The sequence below is a fragment of the Lysobacter enzymogenes genome, assembly GCF_023617245.1.
In the GTDB taxonomy this organism is placed as follows: Bacteria; Pseudomonadota; Gammaproteobacteria; order Xanthomonadales; family Xanthomonadaceae; genus Lysobacter; species Lysobacter yananisis.
This window is the reverse complement of record NZ_CP067396.1, coordinates 5,609,605-5,634,027: the sequence shown is the minus strand read 5'-3', so window position 1 is coordinate 5,634,027 and position 24,423 is coordinate 5,609,605. Positions and strand designations below refer to the sequence as shown.

Annotated in this window: 20 protein-coding genes; 8 read left to right on the top strand and 12 right to left on the bottom strand. The window is 63.0% G+C overall.

The features are described 5' to 3' along the window. Nucleotides 1-9: 9 nt before the first annotated feature. The 8 genes from JHW41_RS23465 to JHW41_RS23430 all read left to right on the top strand — a co-directional run bounded on the left by JHW41_RS23465 (nt 10) and on the right by JHW41_RS23430 (nt 11,549). Nucleotides 10-2,691 carry a tape measure protein gene (locus JHW41_RS23465; RefSeq protein ID WP_250447906.1) on the top strand — a complete coding sequence of 894 codons (2,682 nt, stop codon included), beginning with the start codon at nt 10-12 and terminating at the stop codon, nt 2,689-2,691. A 6-nt stretch (nt 2,692-2,697) separates the two neighbouring features. Continuing rightward, nucleotides 2,698-4,275 carry a hypothetical protein gene (locus tag JHW41_RS23460; protein WP_250447904.1) on the top strand — a complete coding sequence of 526 codons (1,578 nt, stop codon included), beginning with the start codon at nt 2,698-2,700 and terminating at the stop codon, nt 4,273-4,275. Continuing rightward, a complete protein-coding gene (locus tag JHW41_RS23455) occupies nt 4,275-5,210 on the top strand; it encodes a hypothetical protein (protein ID WP_250447902.1) in 936 nt (311 codons plus the stop codon). The genes JHW41_RS23460 and JHW41_RS23455 overlap by 1 nt, the downstream gene beginning before the upstream one ends. A 14-nt stretch (nt 5,211-5,224) precedes the next feature. Beyond that, complete coding sequence (locus JHW41_RS23450; protein WP_250447901.1) at nt 5,225-6,922, top strand: hypothetical protein; 1,698 nt, start codon at nt 5,225-5,227, stop codon at nt 6,920-6,922. A gap of 791 nt (nt 6,923-7,713) precedes the next feature. Beyond that, nucleotides 7,714-8,415: a phage BR0599 family protein gene (locus tag JHW41_RS23445; RefSeq protein WP_428995421.1), complete on the top strand. Its 702-nt coding sequence runs from the start codon at nt 7,714-7,716 to the stop codon at nt 8,413-8,415. A 34-nt stretch (nt 8,416-8,449) separates the two neighbouring features. Next, nucleotides 8,450-8,686, top strand: a complete 237-nt coding sequence (locus JHW41_RS23440) for a hypothetical protein (RefSeq protein ID WP_057945746.1) — start codon at nt 8,450-8,452, stop codon at nt 8,684-8,686. A 279-nt stretch (nt 8,687-8,965) separates the two neighbouring features. Continuing rightward, nucleotides 8,966-11,104, top strand: a complete 2,139-nt coding sequence (locus JHW41_RS23435; RefSeq protein ID WP_250447897.1) for a phage tail protein — start codon at nt 8,966-8,968, stop codon at nt 11,102-11,104. 1 nt (nt 11,105) lies between these two features. Further along, nucleotides 11,106-11,549 (top strand): hypothetical protein, encoded by a 444-nt coding sequence (locus JHW41_RS23430; RefSeq protein WP_250447895.1) that lies wholly within the window; start codon nt 11,106-11,108, stop codon nt 11,547-11,549. Between the two features lie 60 nt (nt 11,550-11,609). Here JHW41_RS23430 and JHW41_RS23425 read toward each other — a convergent pair whose 3' ends face one another. The 12 genes from JHW41_RS23425 to JHW41_RS23375 all read right to left on the bottom strand — a co-directional run bounded on the left by JHW41_RS23425 (nt 11,610) and on the right by JHW41_RS23375 (nt 24,367). Beyond that, complete coding sequence (locus JHW41_RS23425; protein WP_250447893.1) at nt 11,610-12,446, bottom strand: hypothetical protein; 837 nt, start codon at nt 12,444-12,446, stop codon at nt 11,610-11,612. Between the two features lie 6 nt (nt 12,447-12,452). After that, nucleotides 12,453-12,920 carry a hypothetical protein gene (locus JHW41_RS23420; RefSeq protein ID WP_250447891.1) on the bottom strand — a complete coding sequence of 156 codons (468 nt, stop codon included), beginning with the start codon at nt 12,918-12,920 and terminating at the stop codon, nt 12,453-12,455. Nucleotides 12,921-12,967: 47 nt separating this feature from the next. Then, the gene (locus JHW41_RS23415) at nt 12,968-17,518 is read right to left on the bottom strand and encodes an RHS repeat-associated core domain-containing protein (protein ID WP_250447890.1); all 4,551 of its coding nucleotides are present in this window, start codon (nt 17,516-17,518) and stop codon (nt 12,968-12,970) included. A 252-nt stretch (nt 17,519-17,770) separates the two neighbouring features. Next, nucleotides 17,771-18,085 (bottom strand): hypothetical protein, encoded by a 315-nt coding sequence (locus JHW41_RS23410; protein ID WP_250447888.1) that lies wholly within the window; start codon nt 18,083-18,085, stop codon nt 17,771-17,773. Continuing rightward, nucleotides 18,082-18,708 (bottom strand): hypothetical protein, encoded by a 627-nt coding sequence (locus JHW41_RS23405; protein ID WP_250447886.1) that lies wholly within the window; start codon nt 18,706-18,708, stop codon nt 18,082-18,084. The genes JHW41_RS23410 and JHW41_RS23405 overlap by 4 nt, the downstream gene beginning before the upstream one ends. Nucleotides 18,709-18,795: 87 nt before the next feature. Next, entirely contained in the window at nt 18,796-20,151 is a 1,356-nt protein-coding gene (locus JHW41_RS23400; RefSeq protein WP_250447884.1) for an XVIPCD domain-containing protein, read from the bottom strand. Next, the gene (locus JHW41_RS23395; protein ID WP_250447882.1) at nt 20,148-20,690 is read right to left on the bottom strand and encodes a hypothetical protein; all 543 of its coding nucleotides are present in this window, start codon (nt 20,688-20,690) and stop codon (nt 20,148-20,150) included. The genes JHW41_RS23400 and JHW41_RS23395 overlap by 4 nt, the downstream gene beginning before the upstream one ends. Nucleotides 20,691-20,808: 118 nt before the next feature. After that, a complete protein-coding gene (locus JHW41_RS23390; RefSeq protein ID WP_250447881.1) occupies nt 20,809-21,297 on the bottom strand; it encodes a hypothetical protein in 489 nt (162 codons plus the stop codon). A 30-nt stretch (nt 21,298-21,327) separates the two neighbouring features. Next, the gene (locus JHW41_RS27650) at nt 21,328-21,828 is read right to left on the bottom strand and encodes a DUF4189 domain-containing protein (protein ID WP_428995420.1); all 501 of its coding nucleotides are present in this window, start codon (nt 21,826-21,828) and stop codon (nt 21,328-21,330) included. A 22-nt stretch (nt 21,829-21,850) separates the two neighbouring features. Further along, nucleotides 21,851-22,966 (bottom strand): type IV secretion system protein, encoded by a 1,116-nt coding sequence (locus JHW41_RS23385; RefSeq protein WP_250447879.1) that lies wholly within the window; start codon nt 22,964-22,966, stop codon nt 21,851-21,853. Between the two features lie 34 nt (nt 22,967-23,000). Further along, complete coding sequence (locus JHW41_RS23380; RefSeq protein ID WP_250447877.1) at nt 23,001-23,729, bottom strand: type IV secretion system protein; 729 nt, start codon at nt 23,727-23,729, stop codon at nt 23,001-23,003. Nucleotides 23,730-23,821: 92 nt separating this feature from the next. Then, nucleotides 23,822-24,367 (bottom strand): hypothetical protein, encoded by a 546-nt coding sequence (locus JHW41_RS23375; RefSeq protein WP_250447875.1) that lies wholly within the window; start codon nt 24,365-24,367, stop codon nt 23,822-23,824. Between the last annotated feature and the right edge of the window lie 56 nt (nt 24,368-24,423).

Here is a 24,423-nt window from a genome sequence, read left to right as displayed (position 1 = left end):
TGCTCTTCAATGGCCAATCGCGATACCACGATCACGCTTCTGCTCAAGGGCAATGCAGCGGCACTAAATGCTGCGCTTCAACAAGCCGGCGCTCGCGTACGGTCGTTCGCGAACGAGTCGCAGGCTGCTGGGCGCAGGGCGCAGGCCAGCCTGGCGGGCTTGCAGTCCGAGATTCGGGGAATCGCCGCCGGCTATCTGTCGCTGCGATCCGTCCAGGCGCTCGCGCGCGTGGCCGACGAAGCGGTCACCCTGCAGGGGCGCCTGAAACTGGCGACCAAGAGCCAGGAGGAATTCAACACCGCGTACAGCGGTGTCCAGGAGATCGCGCAGGCGACCCGTCAGCCGTTGGCGGCCACAGTCGATCTCTATGCCCGCGTCGAGCGCAGCACGCAAGCGCTCAAGCTGAGCCAGGATCAACTGCTCGGCCTGACGCAGACGATCTCCCAGGCGGTGGCGCTGAGCTTCACCTCCGCAGCCTCTGGCGAGGCCGCGTTGATGCAGTTGGGGCAAGGCTTGTCGACGGGGCGGCTGGGCGGCGAAGAACTGAATTCGGTTCTCGAACAGACGCCGCGGTTGGCCGAGGCGCTGAAAGCGGGTCTGAAAGACCTGGGCGTCGAGGGCGCGGACAATCTCAAGAAGCTTGCGGCCGAGGGCAAGCTGACCACGGCGGTGGTGCTTCAGGCGATCCAGAGCCAGGGCAAGTCGATCTCCGAGGAGTTCGCGAAGCTGCCCGTGACTATCGGCGGCGCACTGACGCAGCTGAGCAATGCGTTCACCATCACCATCGGCGACACCGAGCGCGCGACCGGCGCGGCCGGCGCCCTCTCCACCGAGCTGTCGTCGCTCGCGACCTTCATCTCCAACTACAACGCTGCCCTGGTCGCTGCGGGTGGTACGACGGATACGGCAGGACAGAAGCTCAACGCCCTGGTTTCCATCGTTCGAGTGGTGGGCACCGCATTGATCGGATTGAAGGTCGGCTTCCAGATCATTGGCCGGGTCATCGCGGCGCTGATGGTCAGCGTCGAGAATTTTGGGCGCTATCTCATCCTCAACGGACAGGTGGTGGTCGCCTACGTCGAAGGGTTGCGAAAGATTGCGCAGTTCGACTTTTCGGCACCCGATCAGTTCTTCGCCACTCAGCAGCAGGCCCTCCAAGAGGCCAAGGGCCTGGCGCGGCAGACCGCGGAGGCGTGGCGCGCGGCCGGCGAGGATATGGCCGACGAGATCGGCAAAGCCAACACGCAGTTGGGACTGCTGTGGACGACCAGCGCCGACCCGAAGCCCGCCCAGGATTTTGCGGCGAACGCCAAAACCATCGCCAACGGCGCGGGCAAGATCAAGTCAGGAGACAGCAAGGACGCCGCAAAGCAGGGCGCCAAGGATAAGAAGGATCGGGACGACCAAGCACGGAAGGATGGCGAGCGTCGAAAGGAATTGGCCGAGGCGCTCGCTGCAGCCGAGAACGCGTTGCTGCGTGTGCAGGGCAAGGAGCGGGAGGCGCGCGAACGGGAGCTGACGGCGCAGTACGCGCCGCTGCTGGCGGATATGAAGCGGCTGGGCGTCGCTGGTGAATCGACACTCCGCCTGCACATCGACACCGAGTCGGCGCAGGCACAACTGCAAGAGTTGGAAGCGAAGATCGAGCGGGTGTTCGGCGATCAGTCGCGCCAGGAACAGTCGATCCAGACCCGCCAGCAGGCGAGGCTGCTGACCGAGATCGGCGCGCGCCGGGAACTGCTGGATCTGCATGGCCGCACCGCCGCCGAGGTCGACCAGTTGCTGCCGAAGATGGATGCGCTGGCCGCCAAGACGGGCTCGCCCGAAGCCATCGAGCGGGTCAAGGATCTGACGGCGCAGGTCGCCGCGTTGAAAACGCAATCGAATGAGCTGGTGGTGACGCTGACCAATGGCTTCGAGACGGGCCTAGGTAATGCGCTGGAAGGATTGGCCACCGGGACGTTGACGCTGCGACAAGCGCTGACGGGATTAGTGCAGGACATGGCCCGATCCTTGGCGCAGCTGGCGTCGCAGCAACTGGCAGCGCTGGCGACCGCCAAGCTGATGTCGGTCGTAGGCAAGATCGCGGGCGGCGGTAAAACGCCCGACATCGCCCAGCCGGACCCGGTCCAGGCCGCAGCAGCGGGTGCCGCCTACGCTACCCCGATCACCGGCGCGTCGGTCGCACTGGGCGTGGCCGGCGGTGTAGTGCTCAAGGCTGCCTCCGCCATGCAGGCCGCGGCGGCCACGCTGGCGGCCGCCAATGCGACTAAGGGCGCGAGTGGATTCTTCGCGACGGGCGGCTTTACCGGGATCGGCCCGAAGTACGCGCCGGCCGGCATCGTCCATCGCGGCGAGTTCGTCAATCGACGGGAGGTTGTGCGCCAGCCGGGTGCGCGGTCCTTCTTGGAGCGTTTCAACCGCGTAGGCATGGCCGCATTGGATGGGCTGCGCGGGTTTGCCGGCGGGGGCTTCGTGTTGCCAGCGCCGACGACCCGTGCGCCCGTGCGTAGGTCCGTCTCGGAGCGATCGGCGGCCAGCGCGTCCGGTTCGCGATCCTCGCAAATCACCAACGTTCTCTATCTGGACCCGCGTGAGATCGTCAACGTCATGGGAACGCAGGCGGGGCGGCAGGTGATTCTTTCTACCATCCGGGCCAATGCCCCAACCGTTCGACAAGATCTCGGTTGAACATCTATGACCTTACGAGTAGGAACGGCAACCGATTACTTCGATTTCCTCAATCGCTTGGAATCCGCGCTCTGCGCCGAGGGGCACGCCTGGGGTTTGCTCTACGTCGGCGCCGGCAACGGCACGCTGACCGGGCCGGACGGCGCCATCGGCGGTTACCGCGGCGGCGGTGCCAGCGTGGCCGAAGGCTTCACCCTGACCGCGCTCGACACCGAGCGCTTCCAGGTGATCGGCGCGGTCGCGGGCGATCTGGGCATTGCGCAGGTCGGTCAACCCTTCGATTCCGAGCGGCTGCGGTTCCGCATCAACGCCGGATCGACGCCGTTCGTGTCAGGCGACCGCTTCACCCTGAACACGTCACCGGCCTGGACGCTGCTGCGCCGCTACGGCTGCCGGAATGCCAGCGCTCGCACCACGAACCTGACCAATCCCACGGCGGTGTTCGACAATCGTACCGATACTTGGGGCAACCTGCCCGTCGCCGGTCTGCCGGCGCACGCCAGCATCGAGATGATCGGTCCGGCCGCGGTCAAGGCAATGACGCTCGGCATCGGCGACAGCGGCGCGCGCGGTCCAGCAGCCTTCGAACTGCAGCGCTCGGATGACGGCTCGGCCTGGTCTCGGGTGCAAGCCTGGACCGGCCAGGTCTGGCCGACCGCACGCATGCGCCGGACGTATTCGATCACCGGCGCGCCCGCGGCGGCTCGGTTCTGGCGCGTCCTGGTCACCGCCACGGCCGGTGCCGACCCGCTTGAGGTTAACGATGTCAGCTTCCACACCGATCTCAACGCCGACTTCGACCTTGAAGACCGGGCGCAATGGATCGTGCAGGCACCGGGGCTGGACGGGCAGAAGGCGATCTTCATCGGCGCCGAACTGTACGAGGACAGCGCGCGCGCCGCCTACAACCTCAACTGGTACGGCTTCCGCTCGCACAATCCGCTGCGCGGCGTGCGGACGCAGACCAACGCCAGCGGCGTGCGCGGACTGCCGTTGCGCAACGGTCCCTTCGCCTACTGGCTGGCGATCAATGGCCAGCGCGTGGTGATCGTGGCGCGCGTCGGCACGGTCTACCTGAGCGCATACCTGGGCTTCATCAACGCCTACGAGCCACCCTCGATCCACGAGTACCCGCTCGCTATCGGCGCCTGCGGCTCCGTCGAGACGCTGACCCCGGATGCGACCGATGCCAGCTTTCGCTGCTTCTTTGACCCGGGGCGCTATGGCTTGGCGGTGAACTACCCGGACAACGTGTGGCGGGTACATGCCAACCGGTACTCCTCTGGATCGAGCGACACCGGCGATACCGAAACGCCCGGCAAGGTCTATCCCAGCGCGATGTCCACTTGGGGCGATCGCGCCAATCTTCGCGAGAACCTGGACGGCACATCGCCGGTACTGCCGCTCGTTCTGGGGAATTCGTCTCCGCGGCATCCGCTGGGCGAGTTCGACGGCTGCGGCTGGACCACTGGCTTCAGCACCGCCTCCGAGTCGCGGATCGACCACGACGGCGCGGCCTGGATGGCGTTCCAGAATGCCTTTCGCATTTCCCCCGACAACTATTTCGCCTTAAAGCTGGACTGATGGCCTACGCGACTTCCGCAGCGAACGACCCCAACGAACTGCTCGACAAGCTGCGGGTGTTTGCCCACAGCAATGGCTGGGTGGTGGATGGCTGGCGCGATCGCACGGTCCGGGTCGGCAAGGCGCTGAGCGTGCATGCGGGCTCCCTGTACGCGACGCTTCTGACCGAACTCAGCGGTGGCGACAGCAGCCGACCGCCGCCGTTCGTGGGCGTGTTCGGCCACACGGGTTACACGGCGAACGCCAATGCCGATCTTCAGGCCGAGGCCAGCGCGCCGGTTTGGGCGAACTATGTCCAGGGTCCGTACAGCGCGGTTCACTTCTTCTGCCGAACGGCGCCGCAACCGTACCTGCACATCGTGCTGGAGACTCAAGCCGGCACGTTCAAGCACTTCGGCACGGGACGGCTGGTGACAGCAGGCGCGGTCAGCACCGGCCAGTACGTCTATGGCAGCCAGTGGTACTACGACCCCAGCTACATCAACAACCCCGACGATGTTCGTCACGCGATGGCGTTCGATGATTCCTGGGCGAACTACGTGTCGGCGACCACGCGCGTGCGCGCCGACTTCGATGGCATCGCGCCGCGCTGGCATGGGGTCTCGGACACAGGCGGCGATAGCCGCGCGCTGTACTGCGGCTGGCGCCGCCGGGGCGCGCCGATCAATCTGCTGAAGGACATCGGGCACAGCACGCTGACGGGCCGCGCGCCTGGCCAGCCGCTGTGGTGTTCGGTCCCGCGCGGCGGTGATCTGAACACGGACGTCGGTCATCCGCCCGACCTTCGGTTCATCCGCCTGGACAGCTACGCGCCCGGCGAGGAACTGGTGTTGGGCAGCGACCGCTGGAAGATGTTTCCGGTCCACCGCAAGAACGGTCCGGTCGGCACCCCGAACAGCGGGGTCTACGGCTATGCCTATCGCATCACCGAGTAACTAGCGGACATCGCATGTGGCATGGCCTGTGGCCGCTGACCTTCAGCGGTCAGGGCGATTACTTCCGATCTCCCCCGTTCTGGGGCGGCCGACCCAGCGGCGCATTGGCCGGTGAGCCGACCTTCGGCGTGCGGACGGTCGATGTGCCCCAGCACATCGGCGACGAGCGCCGCGGCGCGCTGCAACCGCTGTTCGGCGATGACTTTTTCGACCGCATTCACGTCGAGCCGCGGGTGCTGAACCTCGGCAACGTCAGCAGCGTCCAGCGCCGGGCCGTGCGGGTCTGGAATGCGTTCCGCAGCCGGGCGCTGACGCTGACCGAGGTGACGCTGTCGGGCGGCGAGGGCATCGTCCTGACCGCGCCCGGCGTGCCGCCGCTGCCGTTCGCCCCGCTGTCGGAGCGGACCTGGCAGGTCGCGGTCGGAACCGATGGTCCGCCGGTGATCGGCGCCACCTTGGCGTTCTGGTTCGACGGCTTCCCCGAACTGCCAGTGGTCATCACCGGCCAGCGCATCGTCGCCTTCGCGTTCGTGCCGGATTGGTCGCGCGGCGTGCTGGAGCGGCTGGCCTGGCGCACCGACATCCTGACCAGCCCCCTGCAGGTCGAGCAGCGGCGCGGCCTGCGCTCGACGCCGCGGCGCTCGTTCGAAGCGACGCTGATCGTGGACGGGCGTGAGCGGGTCCTGCTGGATCTGGCCGTGTTCGGCTGGGGCGGACGGACCTGGGCGTTGCCGGTGTGGCCGGACGGGCAATGGCTGGGCACCGAGCATGCGCTCGGTATCCGTGTCTTGGCCTGCGATCCGACTTACCGGGACTTCCGCGCCGGTGGCTTGGTGCTGCTGCGCGGACCGTCCGCGTTCGACACCGAGGTCGCCGAGATCGAATCGATCGGCGCTGACCGCATCGTCCTGCGGCATCCGACGACGCGCGCGTGGCCGCGCGGCACCCGGTTGTACCCCGTCCGAACCGCCCGTCTTGCCGAAGCGCTCAGGGTCACCCGCCTGACCGATCAGGCGGCTTCGATTGCGGTGCGGTTTGACGTGGTCGAGCCTTGCGATTGGCCCGCGCTTATTGATACGCCAGTCTACCGCGGGCATCCCGTCCTGGCCGATCGTCCGGACGAGTCCGAATCGCTGTCGTCCGGCTGGCAGCGCGCGCTGTTGTCTCTGGACAACGAGTTCGGCGCCCCGTTCGTGCTGGACCCGGCGGATTGGGCGGCCGTCACCCAGCCGCACCGTTGGCGCATGCACGGTCGCGCGGAGCGGGCGCGGGTCCGGTCCTGGCTGTACGCCCTGCGGGGCCGCCAGCGCGCCGTGTGGCGGCCGACCCACGCCGACGACCTGGTCCTGGTCGCCACCGTCGCCGGCACCGCGACGGCGGCGGACGTGGCCAACGTCGGGCTTGCCCGGTTCGGCGGTCTTCGGCCGGGCCGCCGCGACCTGCGCATCGAACTGCGCGACGGCCGCGCCTTCCATCGCCGCATCACCGCCGCGGTCAGCCTGGACGAGGCCGTGGACCGGATCACGTTCAACGCGGCCCTGGGCGCAGAGGTTCGGCCGCGCGACGTCAAGCGGATCAGCTTCATGGCGCTGTCGCGCGCCGACAGCGACGAAACCGAAATCGAGCACCACACCGACAGCGACGGAGCCGCAGATGTCGCCATCATGCTGCGTGCGGTGCGCGATGCAGATGCCGTCAAGACCAGCGGGTGAGAATCAAAGAAAGTGTGACGACTAGTGCTAAGACAGTTCCCCCAATTACATGAGAAACCGCTGGCAGGGCGGCCCACCGAGAGCCAATTCCGCTCTTGAAAGAACAATTTGACGTGCCAACTGCCAGAAAGTACGTGCACGCCGTTATCCACGCGCAAAGCGGCAATCCGATTGCACCAGCGAGAACATGGATCAGCGACCACGGGGCCGTCGCCAACAGATGGACAAATGTTCCAAGCAGCACGCCGAGAGTTAACGCACCGATCTCGAACGTCCGTGCCCATAGTCCTGATGCGAGAGAAGACAAAGTGCGCTGCTTGGGCAAGAACAATAACGCGCAGGTTGCCAGGGCCGCCACAAGCCCGAACGTGTTGAACAACTTAGGTCCAACAGCCTCCCAGGCTGCATCGTGAAAGTACCTTGCTGCCGGCGAATTTACTCTGCTGACTACGAGGGTGACTAGGGCGCTGGGGATGACAAAGAATGCTCCATACCTCGCAGCTTCGGTCATTAGACGAAGTGGAAATTCCATAGGGCTAACCAAAGTCATCAGCGAATTCTTTACTCGTTGCTGAGCCATAACGTTCTCCAGAAGCCATGAGTCTTCATTCCGCGAAGGACATTACTCCTAGCGCTGAAACATGTGTCTTCCGCCGCGCAGTTCAGTGGAACAACCCAGAGTGTACGACTTATTTGAGCGCTCAGTCGCTGCGGGAAATCCGCGGCGGCTATACGAATTCGCCCGTGGAGGGCGGCGCTGGCGATACACGGGCAGCGATCGCGACTTCCAGTTGGACACGCAGACCTTCCGCGCCGTCGCGATCAGCGACGACGGTATCCGCCAGTCCGGCCACGTCGCTAGCGATGTGCTGACGATCACCGCGCCGGGCGATTTCGACGTGGCCCGGCTCTATCGCGGTTTGCCGCCGTCGACCGAGGTCGCCGTCGTCGTGCGCGACGTCCACGAAGGTGACACCGACGCCCGCGTGTCGTGGGTCGGCCGCATTGCCGGGGTCAATCGACCCACGCTGGAGACGAGCGAAATCCGCTGCCAGTCGCTGGATGCCGCGCTCGGCCAACCCGGCCTGCGCTTGGCGTGGACGCGCGGCTGCCCGCACACGCTCTACGACCGCAACTGCCGGGTGAACCCCGAGGCGCACCGCGTGCCGGCCGCGCTGGTGACGGTCGCCGGCAATGTCGTCACCGCGGGTGCGTTCGGTCTGCTCCCGGATGGCTGGTTGGCCGGCGGGTTCCTGGCTTGGGATCTGGGCGAGGCCGGGATCGAGCGGCGTGGCATCCGATTCCACGAGGGCGAGCGGCTGATTCTGCTCGGCGCCGGCGATGGTCTCCGAGTCGGCCAAGCCATCGTCGCCTATCCCGGCTGCGCCCGGACCATCGCGGTCTGCCACAGCAAGTTCGCCAACGCCCCGAACTACGGCGGCGTGCCGGGGCTGCCCGGCAAATCCCCCTTCGACGGCACGCCGGTGTTCTAGAGACCGGAGCCACCTCCCTATTGGGTTCTTCCTAATGAATGTCTGGGTCCAACTCGCGATCTGGCTGGTCAGCTATTTCGTCTCGGCGGCCGCACGGCCGAAACCGCCGCAGCCCAAGCCGGCCGCGTTCGGGGATTTCCAGTTCCCGCAGGCCACCGAAGGCACGCCGCAGGCGGTGATCTTTGGCGACGTGTGGATCTCCGACTGGATGGTCCTCGGCGTCGGTCAGTACCGCACGCAGGCGATCAAGCAAAAGGGCGGCAAGAAGTGATCGTGACCTTGGACCATCTTCGCCGCGCGCCGGGCTTCGGTGCGCGGCCTGGGTTCTGCGCCCAAGGCGGGCGCGAGTGGTTCGCCTATTACGGCTTGGACTGGAGCGCGTTCGTCCGCGACGGGATAGACGCTGAGCTCATCGAGGCGACTGGCGACGCGCTGGGCTTGCACTTGGTCGCGTTCGCGCACGCGGAGGCGGCGTGTGGGTAGTCGCAAGAAGCAAACGGTCGGCCATCGCTACCTGTTCGGATTACACATGGGCCTCGCACGAGGACCCGTGGACGAGATTGTCGAGATCCGGGTCGGGGACCGCGAAGCCTGGAAAGGCTCGATCACCAAGAGCGGCCGCATCCTGATCAACAAGCCCGACCTGTTCGGCGGCGACAAGGGCGAGGGCGGCATCAAGGGCACGCTTGACGTGCTGATGGGCGACGCCGACCAAGCGGTGCTGCCGGCGCTGGCTGCGCTGCACGGCACGCCCACGCCTGCCTTCCGCGGCAGCACCACGCAGTACTTCGACGGCCAGATCGCGGCGAACAACCCGTATCCCAAGCCGTGGAAGGAACGCGCGCGCCGCGCGCTGGCGGGGTGGGACGGCGCGCCGTGGTATCCCGAGAAGGCGGTGATCTGGCTCGCCAATGGCGCCATCCGCGCGATGAACCCGGCGCACATTCTGGTCGAGTGCCTGACGAATCGAGATTGGGGGCGCGGCCTGGACCGTGGTCTGCTGGACGAGGCCAGCTACCGCCGCGCCGCCGACACGCTGCATGCCGAAGGCTTCGGTCTGTGCTTGCGCTGGGCGCGGCAGACCTCGATCAGCGATTTCATGCAGGTGGTAATCGACCACATCGGCGCCGCGCAATATACGGACCGCAGCACCGGCCGCTCGACGCTGCGCTTGCTGCGCGACGACTACCGGATCGAAGACTTGCCGGTGTTCGACTACGAGTCCGGCCTGCTGGCGATCGAGGAGGACGAAGGCGGCGCGCAGGACGGCGCGGTCAATCAAGTCATCGTGACTTGGTACGACCCGACCCTGGATGAAGAACGGCAGATCCGCGTGCAGGATCTGGCCGGCATTCAAGCCACCGGCGGCGTCGCCTCGACCACCACCGAGTACCGCGGCTTGCCGACCGCCGAGCTGGCGGCGCGGGTCGGCACCCGCGATCTGTCGATCGCCTGCTCGGCGTTGAAGCGATTCAAGGTACGGCTCGACCGCCGCGGGGGCGTCTTGGCGCCCGGCAGCGTGTTCTGCATCCGTGATCCGTTCCGCGAGATCGGCACCCTGGTGCTACGCGCCGGTACGTTCGATGACGGCAAGCTGGCCGAGGGGGCCATTCTGGTCGCGGCGGTGCAAGACGTGTTTGGCCTGCCGGCGACGAGCTATGTGCAGCCGCAGCCGCCGGTGTGGACGCCGCCAGACCGGAATCCGCAGCCGGTGCCGACGCGACGACTGTTCGAGGCCGGTTACCGGGATCTGGCCGCCACGCTCGACCCGGCCGCGCTGGCGGCGCTGCCAGCGGACGCGGGCGTGGTGCTGGCCGTGGGCGAACAGCCGGGCGGGCTGGCACTGAACTACATCCTGACCACGCGCGTAGGCGGTGGCGCCTACAGCGAGGCCGCCACCGGCGATTGGTGCCCGACCGCGGTCTTGGCTGGCGCGTTGTCGGCGACGACGACGGCCGTCCTACTGGCTGCCGGGCGCGCGCTGGATCAGGTGGCGGTCGGCACGGCCGCCTGGATCGAGGAGGAACTGGTCCGCGTGGTGGCGATCGACCCGCAGGCCCAGACCGCGACGCTGGCGCGCGGGTGCGCCGACACCGTGCCGGTGCCGCATGCCGAGGGCGTCCGGGTCTGGTTCTACGACGACTTCGCCGCAGCCGACCCCACAGACTACAGCGTCGGCGAGACCGTCGAGGCCAAGCTGTTGACGCGCACATCGAGTGCGCAGCTGGACCCCGCGCTTGCGCCGGCAGACAGCGTCCGGCTGATGCAGCGCCAGGCGCGGCCGTACCCGCCCGGCGATCTGAAACTGGCGGGCGCTCGCTACCCGGACGCCGTCGACGGCGACCTAGTGGTGGGCTGGGCGCATCGCGACCGGCGCCTGCAGAGCGACCAACTGGTCGACCATGGCCAGGGATCGATCGGGCCGGAGGCCGGCACGGCCTATGTGCTGCGCCTGCTGGACGCCATCGCCGGCACGGTCCTCGACAGCCCAGCGCCGATCACCGGCACCGGCTACGCCGCCACGCTCAAAGGTGTGTACCGGGTGCGGGCCGAGATCGGCTCGACGCGCGACGGCCTGGCGAGCTGGCAGAAGGCCGCGCACACCTTCGACTTCAAGAACGGCCTGCTGCGGTCGGAGACCGGCGACGAGTTGGTGACCGAGGCCGGCGACTACCTGCTGATGGAATGAAATGGCGAATCTGAAACTGTCCCAGTTGCCGGCGGCGAGCGCGCTGACCGGCGATGAAATCGTGCCGGTGGTGCAAGGAGGGCAGACCCGGCGAAGTACCGCCGCAGCGGTAGCCGATGCGCGCAAGGGCGCTTGGGTGGCGCCGACGCTCAACGCGCCTTGGACGAACTTCGGCGATTTGTTCGCCGCGGTCGGCTATCGAAAGGATGGTAACCGTGTGCAGTTACGGGGCGTGGTCAAGGGTGGAGCAGGCGGGACGGTGGTGTTCGTTCTACCTGCAACATTGCGCCCCTCCGCGCAGTTGATCATGACGACGCTGAGCGATGTAGCAGAGCCGACCCGGATCGATATCCGGGCGAATGGCGAAGTATTCGTGGGCTTATCACCCAGCGCCCACGTTGCGTGGCTAACGCTGGATAACATCAGCTACTGCACAGATACCTAAGAAAGGGACGAGTGGAACTATCAGGATGTCGACCATGTCTCGCGGATCGCCTCGCGCCGGCTAGTCGTTCTTCGGATTTCGCAGATCTAGCTCAACGCTTTCAGAAAAGACGGTCTCGAACCCGGCGTAGGGCAAGGAGTTATGGCCACCTGCCAGACGCTCGATGCGTGTCTTGGTGGCTGTATCGAGGTTGCAGCCTGGGAGCAGTTCAATTTGCGCTAACTTGCCCCCACGCTCTTGATGGAGTCGGATCCGACAGCGTGCTCCAAAAGGCAGGGCTTTTGGATCGAGCATCTGTAAGAGCGCTTCTTGGAGGGCGCTCGTATAGTCCTCCACGAGATCGTGATCCTGAGGAACTGCCGCTCCACGCGCCGACAGGTCGCGGAGCTGTTGCTGCCGCTCCAACTGCAAGGGAGACAACGATTCGCTTTGGACTGCACCACCAGTCTCGTCGAGCGCGAGAGGGGCTTCTGCCGGCGGACTTTGCGTCGCCACGCCTGTGACGTCCTCGATCTTCGCGGCCGGAATGGAGGCAGCAGTTGGGGGCGGTAGGTCCGAAGGTGCCGGAGGGGCGGGGGATAATGCTGGTGGCGACTGCAGGTCTAAGGTGGTCGAAGCGTCGTTGCGATGGCGCTCTTCCGAGGCAAGTTCCGGCGCCATGGGAACCGAGGTTTCATTGTCCACTATAAGGGCCAACGTGGTTGGCCCATGTGTTCGCGTCTTTGGATCTGGAGAGAGCTGTTCTGCAGCGTAGAGCAGCACGAAGAGGCAGGCGTGGAGCACTAAAGCAAAGACGAAGGCGCGTAGCTCCTCGCTACGGCCTTCGTCTTTGCCGACACGCCTATTTTGCGTAAGGCGGGGGCAATCCCCCATGGCGGTTAGGTTGAGCGGGCTCAATTACATTCAGAATCCGATGGATCTTAAGCCTGCGTTGGAAAGATAGTACATTCTTACTTTTCCAAGGCTGTCATAAGTTAGTCCGAGACGCCACCCTGAAATGGCAGTTGCAGATGGAGGGTTCGCTTCCGAATATTCCGGGGTAGCGGTGAGCGAATTTTGCTGCTTCAGCGCTGCAGCTGAGGGCCTAAGTGGTATCTCGACAGTAGATAAACCGTCGTCTGCCTGCCTGTAATGATCCTTCGGTGAGAAGGTTGTTCCAAAGATTGCGTTGACAGTATCCAGCTCACACTCTTTGCATATGAGCTTCTTATCAATAGCTTCAATGCACGCAAGAAGTCGCTCGTGCTCACTTTGAGCGTTGCTATACCGTTTGGCCGACTCTGCGATACTCACTTTCGACTCAGCAGAATAAGCCGTTGAGCTAACGCCGGCAGCCAAAATGCTCAGGCAGGCAAGGGCTATGAATTTCATGGCGCACCTTAGATTGTTGTTTAGTGTTAGGAGAAAGCTCTCGCTGCTCACCTCGTTGGTGCCGGGCAGGTGGTGCAGAACATTTGTGCCGGATACCGAGGGTCGGGGGCCAGCTGCACTCCCTGAGAAGATCTTACCTGAATCAATTGCGGCCCGTTGGCTGGAACATCTTCGACTCTGTAGTTCATCAACAGATAAACTTCTTCATCGAGGAGCCAAGTTACATAGTTGAACGATTCGGCGTGGCCACCATCGCTGGCCGTAGTTGCCCCCTTAACAGACAAGGGGCCCGTAAATTTCTTGACAGGATCTCTCCATACGCCTTCTTTTATTACGACCACATTATTTTTGCATTCCCGGGCTTTGAGTTCGGCCTCATCTTGTGTCTTGAAGCATTGAATTCCAGGCGCGGTCTCAGGCATGTTCACACCCATTCCCTGATAGATCGAGGCTACACCTACACAACCTCGGTTGAGCTGACGCTCGACGTTCGGCGTGAAGGGACCAAATCGATCTGTAAACTCCTTTCGTGTGTAGGTTCTGCTGGCCCCTTTCGCCATTCGATCAACAACTGGTGGAGCCAGTCCAAAAGGGTCAGTTAGTGTCGTCGGTGCGTTCAGTGCATAGGCGTAAGTACTAACGCCACCGCGAAGTCCGATGGGATCGCTTTGCAAGTACCTACCGGTAGTTGGGTCGTAATCGCGGAAATAGTTGTACAGCATCCCGCTAGCTGCATCGAATCGCTGGCCGGGCATTCTCATGTCGAACACGAGCGGCTTGCCGTCCTGATCAGGGTCTTGAGTGGGACCACTGTTTTCGAAGGCCTCCTCCGCCAGATCCCACCTCCAAACCGCAACGTTCCGATTCGGGTCGATGACAACACGGGGCGTACCGAGCGCATCGGCCTCGATGTAGTGCAGCGCGGTATTCGCCGCTTCGGTCTGCAACAGGGCCACCGGCAGGCTGCCCAGCCAGATCACCTGTTGCTTCGGCTTGCCCGTAGCGTCGTACTCGCCGAGCCACTGACCGGACTCGCCGTAGATCGCAAAGCTGCTGGTGCTTGCGCCAAGATAACGGCGAACTTGCTGGCCCTTCCCGTCATAGGCGTACTGCATCAGCGTCGTATCCGATGATTTGACGGCGGTCATGCGGCCGGTCTCGTCGTAGTCGAACGTCTTTTGCTGCCCACCAATGCTGGTGGTGTTGCCTAGGGCGTCGTAGCTACGGGCCACCGTGCCCACCTTGCTCAAGCGATGGCTGTCGTCTGCGTAGGTGTAGTCGGTCGTGCGTCCGCCGGTTGTGATCGAGTCCCGATTTCCATTCAGATCGTAGGTATAGGCCTGGAGGACGCCATTCGTGCTGCCGTCTTTGGTGGTCAGCAGGCGGTACAACTGGTCGTACTCGTACTTCCGGACCGGCGGGTCGGCTTGGTCGCCCTTGCGCACTGCCTTCAGATTGCCGACCTCATCGAACTCGTAACCGATCGACAGACCGCCCGGTGCGGTGTCCTGGACGATGCCAGGTTGATAGTTCTGGTTGTAGGTGCGAACCAGGCTGCGGCCGTTGCCGTACGTCCAGCCAGCAAGCGGGCCGAAGGGGTAGTAGGTGGCGTTCTGCAGCACGATCGCACGTGCCCGGCCCGGCATCGTGACGCCCGCCGACGTGAGCTTGCCGACGGCACTGTAGCCGTAATCCACCACCGTGCCATCCGGATACGTCATCGCGCTTAACTGGCCCGCGGTCGTGTAGCCGTACCGCAGGGTGAACGCTGTTCCGTTGATGGTCTGCTGTTTCCGGGTCACGCGCCCGAAGCGGTCGTAGCAGTAACGCGTGCTGCCGCTGGCGTCCACTAACTCGGATAGGCGGCCCTTGCTGGCGCGCTCGTCCGCAGCGCAGGCCGTCGGCGCAACGTCGTAGTTCAGCGTCACATCCAGATTGCGGTTGTCGCCGTACTGGGTGCTGACCATACGCCCAAGCGCGTCGTAGCCATAACGTGTGACGATTCCCTTCGCATCGGTGGCCGTCTTGAGGTTGCCGGCGGCGTCGTAGGTCTGGGTGCTGACCCCGGTATCTGGGCTGCTGAGCTGCAGCAAGTCGCCCAACGCGTTACGCGTGTAGACGGTCGCCAGCCCCTTTGGGTCGGTGACCTTGGCTAACTGGCCCAGCGCGTCATACTCGTAGAAGGTGTCCACCTGCAAGTTGTACTGGCCGGAGAGCGCGCGCTCCTGCGTCAACTGCCCCAATGCGTCGTATGTGTACAGCCTGTCGCGCTTCCAGTTGATGGCGTTGGCATTCCACAAGGCATCTCTGTACTGATGCAGCTTGCCATTGACCATGCCATAGCGAGCAACCCGGCCGTACGCATCGGTGACCGATTGCAGTTGTCCAAGCCGATCATAGGCGCGGCTGGACTTCGCCAGGACCGTGCCGTCGGCTCGCAGGATCTCTTCCTTTTCCCGGTCGCCGAACTTGTTCAACGTATACCGGACGCGATTGCCGTCCTGGTCGATGATCTCGGTGAGCAAGTGCTGGGCGCCATACTTGTACTCGGCCGAGCTGCCGTCGGGCAGGCTGATCTTCTTAACCGCGCCGGTGGGTTCATACGCCAGGCGGGTGATGAGATCGTCCGTCTCCCGGCTGTCGTCGGCGCCCCGAACCTTCAAGGCCACCGGCCATCCCTGGGGGTGATACTCGAGGTCGGTGATCAGCCCATTGGCGTCGCGGGTCCGGGCGATGCGGCCCGCCCCGTCATAGCGGAGGACGTCATTGGCGTGGCCGGCTGCATTGACGACCCGGCGCAGATCGCCCTTGCGATACTCACAGGTCGTCGGCATGGTGGAGCAGCTGGCGGCGTCGCTGGCGTAGTACTCGAAGCGGGTGATGTCGTTGACATCGGTGCGGGGGCCATCCACCGACAGTACCAGGCCGACCTTGGGGCAGGTGCCCGAATCTACCTGCGGTTGTTCGCAGTAGGCGGTGGCCGCCGACCGGGTTTCATTGCGAATCGGGTCGCGCGCGGATTCGAGGGTGACCTGGCCCCGCGTGTTCACATCCCAACGCTCCTCCAGCACCAACGTGCCCTGAGCGTCGTACGTGCGACGTGCCGACAGCTGGTCAAAGCTAGAATACCAATCTGTTTCCACAGTCTTGAGCACGGTGGAGGCGGCGTCGAGGTGGGTCGTCTTGGTCACGCGTCCCTTCGTATCGCGCTCAAAGGCCGTGATGTTGCCGTCGAAGCCGCCGGTCTGTTTGACCGTTCCATCGGGATGATAGGACTGTGTCTTCAGGTTCAGCGTGTTCTTGCACATCGCCGCGCTGTAGTTTGCCGGTCGATCTTCCCCGTTGACGGTGGTGCGTTCGATCGACGCGACACGCACGCTGTCCTCGAACACCTCCATAAACGAAGGGTCCGACGGATACGTGACCCTGCGTTCGACTCCGCCCGCGGTTTGAGTGGTCTCCGCTTGTCCCCGGCTGTTGTAGCTGAATCGAGCCTTCTCCTGGCCGTTCGCATCCAGGGTCTTGGTCAAAAGGCGGTTGGTATAAATGTAGTAGTGGCCAAAGCCCCCTCCGCCAGCCACTGAGGACAACAGCTTGTCGTCGGGTGCGGTGCTGGCATCGACATATCGATATTCGACTCGATTCCCGTCCGCCTGGGTCACCGCCTCAAGATAGCCGTCGCTGCGATACGCCAGCGCGATCGCACGACCTTGTTCATCTACGACCCGGGTGAGCTTGGCCCCGTCGTACTGGAGGGACAACGTGCTGTTGGAGAACGCGCGTTCGATCAGTCGCCCCGCCGCGTTGAAGGTGTCGACGTAACCTTTGGGCGAAACAAACTTGAAGCGCCGGCCGTCGGCTCCGATAAAACTGCTTACAGAACCACCGTCAGGCGAAGCCACCGCGACGGTCCCATCGGATCGGAGCGTCATGTAGTGAATCTTGCCGTCATCCTGCGCCAGCTCGTACAGGCCTTCGCCTATGTCGAAGACACGGCTGCTGAAAGAGTGCGACCAGCCTCGCCCCAAGCTGACCCGCTTGGCTTCCCAACCGCTGTTGTAATAGCGGTTGAACTCGAGAAGACCATTGCTGCCGGCGGCATCGAGATCACGGACTTCCTCGAACTTGTTGCCATTGAAGGCATTGATCGGGTTGCCGAGGCCGACCTCGCACGATGGCTTGCCCAAGGTATTGGGGCCAGTATCCTTGCGGTAGTAGTACCGATTCCAGGCACCATCGTAAGGTTGGAAGGGACTGGGATCGACGTAGTCGGGGCCGGAGTAGACGGTCCAGCCCCACGCCATCTCGATGGCACCAAAGCGAACGATCCGGGCGCTGCTGCCAGAGCCATAGGTGGTCTGTACTTCGACACCTGGTACTACATGGCAGGGCTTCTCGCTTCCGGGGGTAACACGGGTTTCACCTTGCTCGTTCTTCTCGGGCAAATCGAGCCGATTGGCGTAACCCTTTTCGCATTGCTCCATGGCGTAGGAGTACGTTGCGTAGGATCTTGTGCTTAGTTCCTCATGCTGCGCTGCAGCGATCGGGCCATAGGCCAATCCGCAAGCCAGTGTTGAAGCCAGTAGTATCTTCTTCATGTGATGTCCCTATCGAGCGTGCTTGGCGACCACGCGTGATCAGCAATGATTGGGTCCGCGACCGTTCTGCCAGAAAACCGGATGGCTTAAAGGTAGGAAATTTGTATTGACTTAGATTGGGATGCAACGGTCTCTTGCCGTGAGACGAATACCGGGCTGAATAACATGAACCTCTCCGTATGCAATAACTGCCTAAGAAGCGAGGAGCCTGCCTGAGCGTTCCTTGGCGGGCTCCCTCGGCCGGCCAAACCGCTACCGGGGCACATGCCCGTACTGGTCGCAGGCCCAGCGCATCTCCTGGCTGGATTCGGAGCCGTTGAACGCATCGAGAAATTCCTCCGGCGCCGAGTACCAGACCGTTGTTTCCAGCGTCCCGTCCAGGCGCGGAACTCGGACTCGTGTTGACACGCCATAGTCTTGGTGATGCCGGCGGGCGCGAACGCGCGCGGCCGCGGCGCAAGCCTCACGGGTGGGGAAGGAAGGCAGGTCGTCCTCACCGTTGATCGACACACGCCAGCCCAACGCGCCCCGGTTGACGACATCGAAATTGATGACACCGTCATTCACCACGAGTCGTACTCCTTTAGGAGCCCTATTCGGCGAACGAAGCCTTCTCCGGTCCATTGGGGGTGATAGGAACGTCCCAGCATCTGATCGGGATGCATAAACAGTCCGCGATTCTTCCGCTCGTCGGCGCAAGCGTAGGCGGGCAAAACCGCCCAGAAGGTCGGATCGATGATTTCGTGGCTGGGAAGGGTCAGCCAGACGTGCAGCTTGACCCGAGCGTCAGGAGCGATGCCGGTGCGTAGCATCTGCTCCAGGCCCGCGATGGGCGTACAACAGAGCCATTGGCCGTCCTGACAGAGATAGCCCAGCGTATAGGTCAACGGAACGCGCAGTTCACGCTCCAGTCGTTCGCGCAGTTGCGCGGTCAAGTCGAATCGTTGGGCGGCGACCTGGTCGACCGACAGGTGCCCCAGGGTCATGGCGAGTTGTTGACGCATCAGCAGCGCCGAACCCGGAGAGGCATACCGCGCCGTGACCGGGTCGAATGCCGGAGGCCGCAGAGCCCAGAGGATGGAGCGCGCACGCGCGGCCATCAGCTTGGTCTCGTAGCTGATTGTGGCAGCGGTGTCTGGCGCGCGTGGAATAAAAAAACGGCGTAACCAAGTTGGCAGCTTCCAATGCATATACGCCGGTACAAAGATTTTAGACACAAAGCCCTCCTACCTTCTCCGACAAGAGCGGTGCGGTTGGCGCCGGTTTCCAGTTGTGAGCTACACGGACCGTGTCGCGGCAGAGCGGCTCTGTTCTTGCGCTTGGTCTTGGACGGGAGCCCGTGCAAGTTGATGGTCCACCGATTCGAGTTTCCGGAAGGACTCGTCCACGGGCGTCTGCGCTGCTTGAGCGACGGACACCTGGGCGCGGCGATGCGTGGGATCGAGCAAGTCGCCCTGCACTGCGAACAGCTTCTGATCGTTCTGAGTGGCCTGGCCGGGAATGACGTGGTCGACTCGGTTCAAGCCGTTAGCTTTAGACGCGACCAGCAGGCTGGCGGTCGTGCGCTCGGCCGTTTCATCGAAGGGCCGGCCCTCGTGCCCGTGCAGCGCGCCGATGCCGTCGCGGATCTGCAGGTACATTGGGTTGTCCGGATGGTAAGGGGTGCGGGGGTCGGTGTTGGGCGAGTCGCTGCGATGGGGCAAAGCGCCGCTGGCGTCCTTGAAGGGGCTCTCCGTCTTCTCGGGCAGGTGTCGGCCGATCTCGCCCGCAATTCCCTGAGCGCCGTTGGCGACAGCGACGCCGATGGAGACGCCGGCACGCATGTTCTCGATGTCGCCCCGGTACTTGTCGATCATCGGCCGGTGCTTCTCGGCCAAGTCGCGCGCCTGGGGCTGCGACAGGATCGACCGGTCCGACTGGCCGTTCCCATCGACATCGAGGAAGTGGTGCATGCGGTGCGAGTCGCCGCCGGTCACCGCGGCTTTACCGGGATTGCGGATATCCCACTGGCTGCCGCTGTCCTCATAGCCGGACGCCTTCAAGACGTTCAGTTCGACCGGCTCGGCGTACATCTGCACCTTGCCGAAGTGCTTGCTGGCGGCGCTGACCACGTCGCCGGCCATGACGTGGTTAACCACGTTGCTGCCGCCTTCGGGGATGCGCATGCCGAGGCTGACCGCGCCATACGGGTTGAAGGTCTCGCCGTTGAGGTTCAACTTTGCAGCAGTGATCTGGGCGAGACAGCCGCCGAGCGAGTGGCCCGTGACTGTCACTTGAGGCTCCATGCCACGCGCATCGCGGCTAGTCTGAGCCATTTCGATTGCGCTACGAGTGAACTCAAGTGCGTCCGCAGCTTGCGCGTTGACGCGTCGCGCAACCATTCCACCATCGGCGAAGACGCCGTCTTTGAACGGCTGAGTGTCGAATTCACTACCGCGATGGGCGACGATGATCTCTTTGGTGTCGTTGCGCTGGTAGATCGTCCCTTGGTAGCCGGACTCCTTGCTTACATGGGCGCGAATGGTGTACTCGACCCCGTCGATCACGGTACGGCGGCTGTCGAGACTGCTCATGTCCGGCGACCTGTAAGCGTCCTGCGCGAGGTTCGCGTACTGCTGCGTGGTCATGCTCATTCCGGCACCTTCCTGGTCCTGACAGAAACACTGAACAACTCGCTACGAACTGATTCCTTGTACTCGTCGGGGCTGCTCGATCCGAGGTCCGAGTAGTCCTCGATCTTGGCGTGCCTGGGATAGCTGGCCCGCCAGTAATAGGTTGTTAGTTGGTCCGCCTGCTCCAACTCATTGGCCCAACGGCTCGCGACGAATTTGGTGTCGCCAGCTGCCTGACTAGCCTTAAGGGAGAAGGAAGGGCCAATGGGCTTGAAGTGGCAGATCCCTCGCCCGAAGTAGTCACCATCGACCAATTCATCCAGCGCAAACTGTCCTTCAAAAGTCGTGTCGTTGACGCGCTTAAGGGCGATGGGCACGAATGTAGAGATTGGCGTTGTCTGTGCACCGGAGAAGCTCTCGGCCGGCGGTAGGCAGTCCATGTTGGCAATGTCGTACTGCACAGCCCCATGCACGACTGCGAATGGACCCGGCGCATTTTCGATCACAACCGTTACGTCGTATCGTTGCTTTGGGGTGGGATTCTTGTCGTAGGTGGGCATCTTTGCTCCTGATTTTCCGGAGCAACCGGCGACTGAAAGCAGGGCGATCATCAAAGCCATGCTTAAGACGTGACGAATAGCGGTTGGCTGTCTATCGCTCATAGGTCGCTCGTAAGGCTTAGTTGAGTCGGGCTCTTTCGGTAACCCGAATTGCTTCGAACAGTGCGGTGAAAGCCATAGTCGATTTGGCGGCAAAGAGGCCCGTCGTCAATACCGTGATGAACTGAGCGGCCATTACCGCCGCTGCCGTTTCCTGGGAAACGTCAGCGCTCATAGAAGGAATTGTGGTGGCGACAACGACAGTGGACAGTACGCATGCGGCGGTTACCGCCGAGGCCAGCCATACGATCTTAGTATCTCGAAGCCCCGCCAATTTGCGCCGAGTAAGGAAGTAGAGTTTCCATATCTGCGCCGCCACGATCATCACCGACGTGCCTGTCAGCGCGGACATGAATCGAGCAACGACGTAAAGATTCAGGTCAAACGCCCAGGACGCGAGCACCGCCAAGAACGCGAGCATCAGAAAGAGCTGCGTAACAATGACCGCAATCGCAACAGGGCGGATGAACTTATCGCCTTCCCGGCTTACGTAGTATTTGGTAGTCATAGCTCTATCATCGTTTGCATCTGCAACACATCAGCGCTCAAGCACTGGAGTCGAGCATTCGCTGTAAGCAATCTCGCACGTCACGCCGTTCTTGGCCTTGCAGTCATCGAGAGCTAGCTGCGAGCTCTTGTATTCGTTCTCCGCCGCAACGATGGCCGGTGGGCCTTTAGATTGACCCGCTGGCAGGGCGATGGCAGCGCATTGGTGTTCGTATGAAAGGACGACCTTGCATTGCGAGTTCCCATCGCGTCGGCAACGTTCTAGTGCTTCCTTCTTTGCGGTCCGTTCTGTCCTACTCCCCACGGTGACCCCGGTGGCTCCGGTCGCGCCATCAACGGCAATTGCGCCCCAAGTCTTGCGCCAGTGAGGGCCGGTAGGCGCCTGCTCAGGAAGAGCGGGGATAGGAACGCAGTCCCCCCGATGTCCTGGGGTGGAATAGCGGTAATACCCCGAGGGGCAATCTCCTTCCGCGTGGGCCGTGAGTGGCGCGAGCAGAGCGAATCCGATGGCTAGTAGTTGTGGTCGTCGCACTTCTGTTCTCCGATCTGCCAGTTCAACTGCGCCTAATGTTGTCGCGATCGATGCGTTCGGGATTCTCGGCTCTCGCCACGGCGTGGTTTGGTGGCGGGGTCGGGGCACCTCCGCCGGGGCTAGTGGGGTATGACGGCTGATTAGCGCCGCCGCTCCTGTTCCCACTGCCGCCACCACCGCTGGGGCCACCCATTGCCGAATATGGGTTGAAGTGCGCGAGCAATCCTCTGAACAACATCGCAGCCGCGGGCGGTGCGCCCATAATGAGCGTCGTAAGCACCAAGCCCAAGATGCCCTGCATCTGAACAACACTGTTGATGCCTTCGGAAGCGGTGCCCATGCCGAGCAGACGGGACAATCCTTCGGCTGCCCAAAACCCTCCTGCGAGCGCGAGCGTGACGTCCATCGCCAGGGTAACCGCCACGCTCAGGAAGGCCATAGCCATCAGAGATCCCAGCAACGAGTTCAGCCAGCCTTTGAACAGCCCTTCCGTCTGCTTGAAGATGAGACACAGGACAAAGAATGGCCCGACGCCGAGCAGCATGGCGATGACGAACTTGTTCAGGATGAGAAGGCACCCGCCGACTACCGCGGGACCGCCTACCCCGAGGCCGGCGAGCAGGCTGGCCTGGTCGCGCTTCTTGATGGCGACTGAGCTGTCGCCCACGTCGAGCATATCGATGCTGCTGATGGCTAGTTGCATCAGAGCCAGCGACTTGTCGATATCGTCGTAGACTGTGGTCTCGTCTTCGCCGCTGATCGCATAGTTGATGACTTGGCTGAAGCCATCCGTCATCGACTTGTAGATCGAATCCTGGAAATTTGCGGACGCACCGGCGATGGTCACGATTAGGACAATCTTGGTGGCTTCAACTTTCAACGCTGCCATCGAGCCTTGCGACTGACCGGTGACCCTCAGGTAGCCCTGGTAGATGATCCAAAGCGTGACCAGCGGGGTAACGCCAACGGCAACTAATGTGCCGACACGCCGTAGCAGGTTGCGCGAGTATTCTGCGATTTCGCCGTCGAGGAAGTCTTTGAACAGGGCGAAGAAGCCGAGGCTGTCGATACCGTCGGGAATTCCGGCCCGAAGCAGGTGCAGGCTGCCGCTGAGGCCGGCTGAAATGATGTCGAGCATGCTAGAAATTCCGTTTAGGGTGCCGAGTTCCTGATCACCGCTCGCGCCGCTTGGCCACTTCGAACGCAGCCTTGAGCGCTGCGGCCCGCATGCCGCCCTGGCCCAGCTTCTTGAGATCGATCTTGCTGCCGGTGTGTTCGCCTTCGATTACCGCTTGCGCGGCTTTCGAATGCTCCTGTTCAAGAACGCGCACTTGCCCGCCATAGGCTTCCAGCATGTTCTGCGCATTTTGGAGGTCCACCTGCGTCCGCGCCTGAAATGACAGCAAGCGGTTGTTGTTCGCCTGCAAGCGCCCAGCTTCGTCCGGCTTGATCTCTGAGCGCTCCTTGTAGATGTCCTTCAGTTCGCCCTCCCGGGCCTCGGTCAGCTCCTGCAGGTCCACCATTGCGTTGAACTGCCGGTTCTGGGTCTGCACAAGCGCTGTGCAGAGTTCCTTCTGCTTGGGGCCGGGGTTCTTGATATCGGTGCAGCGCTCGGGCACGCCATAGCCGAGGGGCCGCCGGTCGAGTTTGACCTTAACGCCATCGCGGCCGAAATAAGACTGACCGTTGACCAACTGCTGGTTGTACTGTTTCTGCAGTTCCTTGTACTGATCGTTGAGCTTGTCGTAGGAGCGCTTCATCTCCTCCAACTGCTTCATGCTTTCGGCGGTGTTCTTGGGGTCGAACACGATGTCGATCGCCGCCGCCGGATGGGAGAAGCCAGCCAGGATCGCCACGAGCACTGTGGCGGGCAACGCGGGAAGACGATTGCTCTTGCTCATACCGACTCCACTTCCGATTGTGAATGTTGTTGCTGGGGTTTCTCGTCCTGTTTGCCCGGTCGCCGCTCACCTACCCAAGCTGGCGGACGAAGCTAGCGCTTTCTACGGACTCGATAGGCGGGCAGGGTGTTTCGATAGGTGATGGCTTCTTTCAATGAGGCTTCTGCTCCGCCGTGGCGAGCATCGAGGAAATAGTGGCGTGCGGATTTTCGCCCTGGGTCGACGGCAACACTCCAGCCCTCCGCATTTGTGATGTCCTCGCGCTTTATGCCAGCCAGGTTCGATCCCAATTCGGCTAATAGATCGCTCGCAACCTGAGCCTCAAGATCGACATCGAGCGGGGCGAGCTTCAACAGGCGCGTGATTCTGCTCGGGCGACTCTTTGTGGATGTGCGCGGAGTCTCAGCGCGAAGTTGCTCCGTTCCCGCTTCGATCAATTGGTGACGGCGTTCGCGGATCGCCATCGCGAGAGCGCAAGCAGCGCCGTAGCTCCGAACACTGAAGTACTTCGTGAGCATCTGCTTCGAAGGAAGAACGGTGCGTGCCTGGTATCCAACGACATGGCCATCCTTCCGAATGGGGGTAACCCCAGGAATGCTGCCCCGACGCGATGAACGTTGAATTCCGTTTTCAGCCATGGCAATACGACCCTCCGTGTCGCGGCAATAGGGTCACGTCTCGCCACACCCGTTTG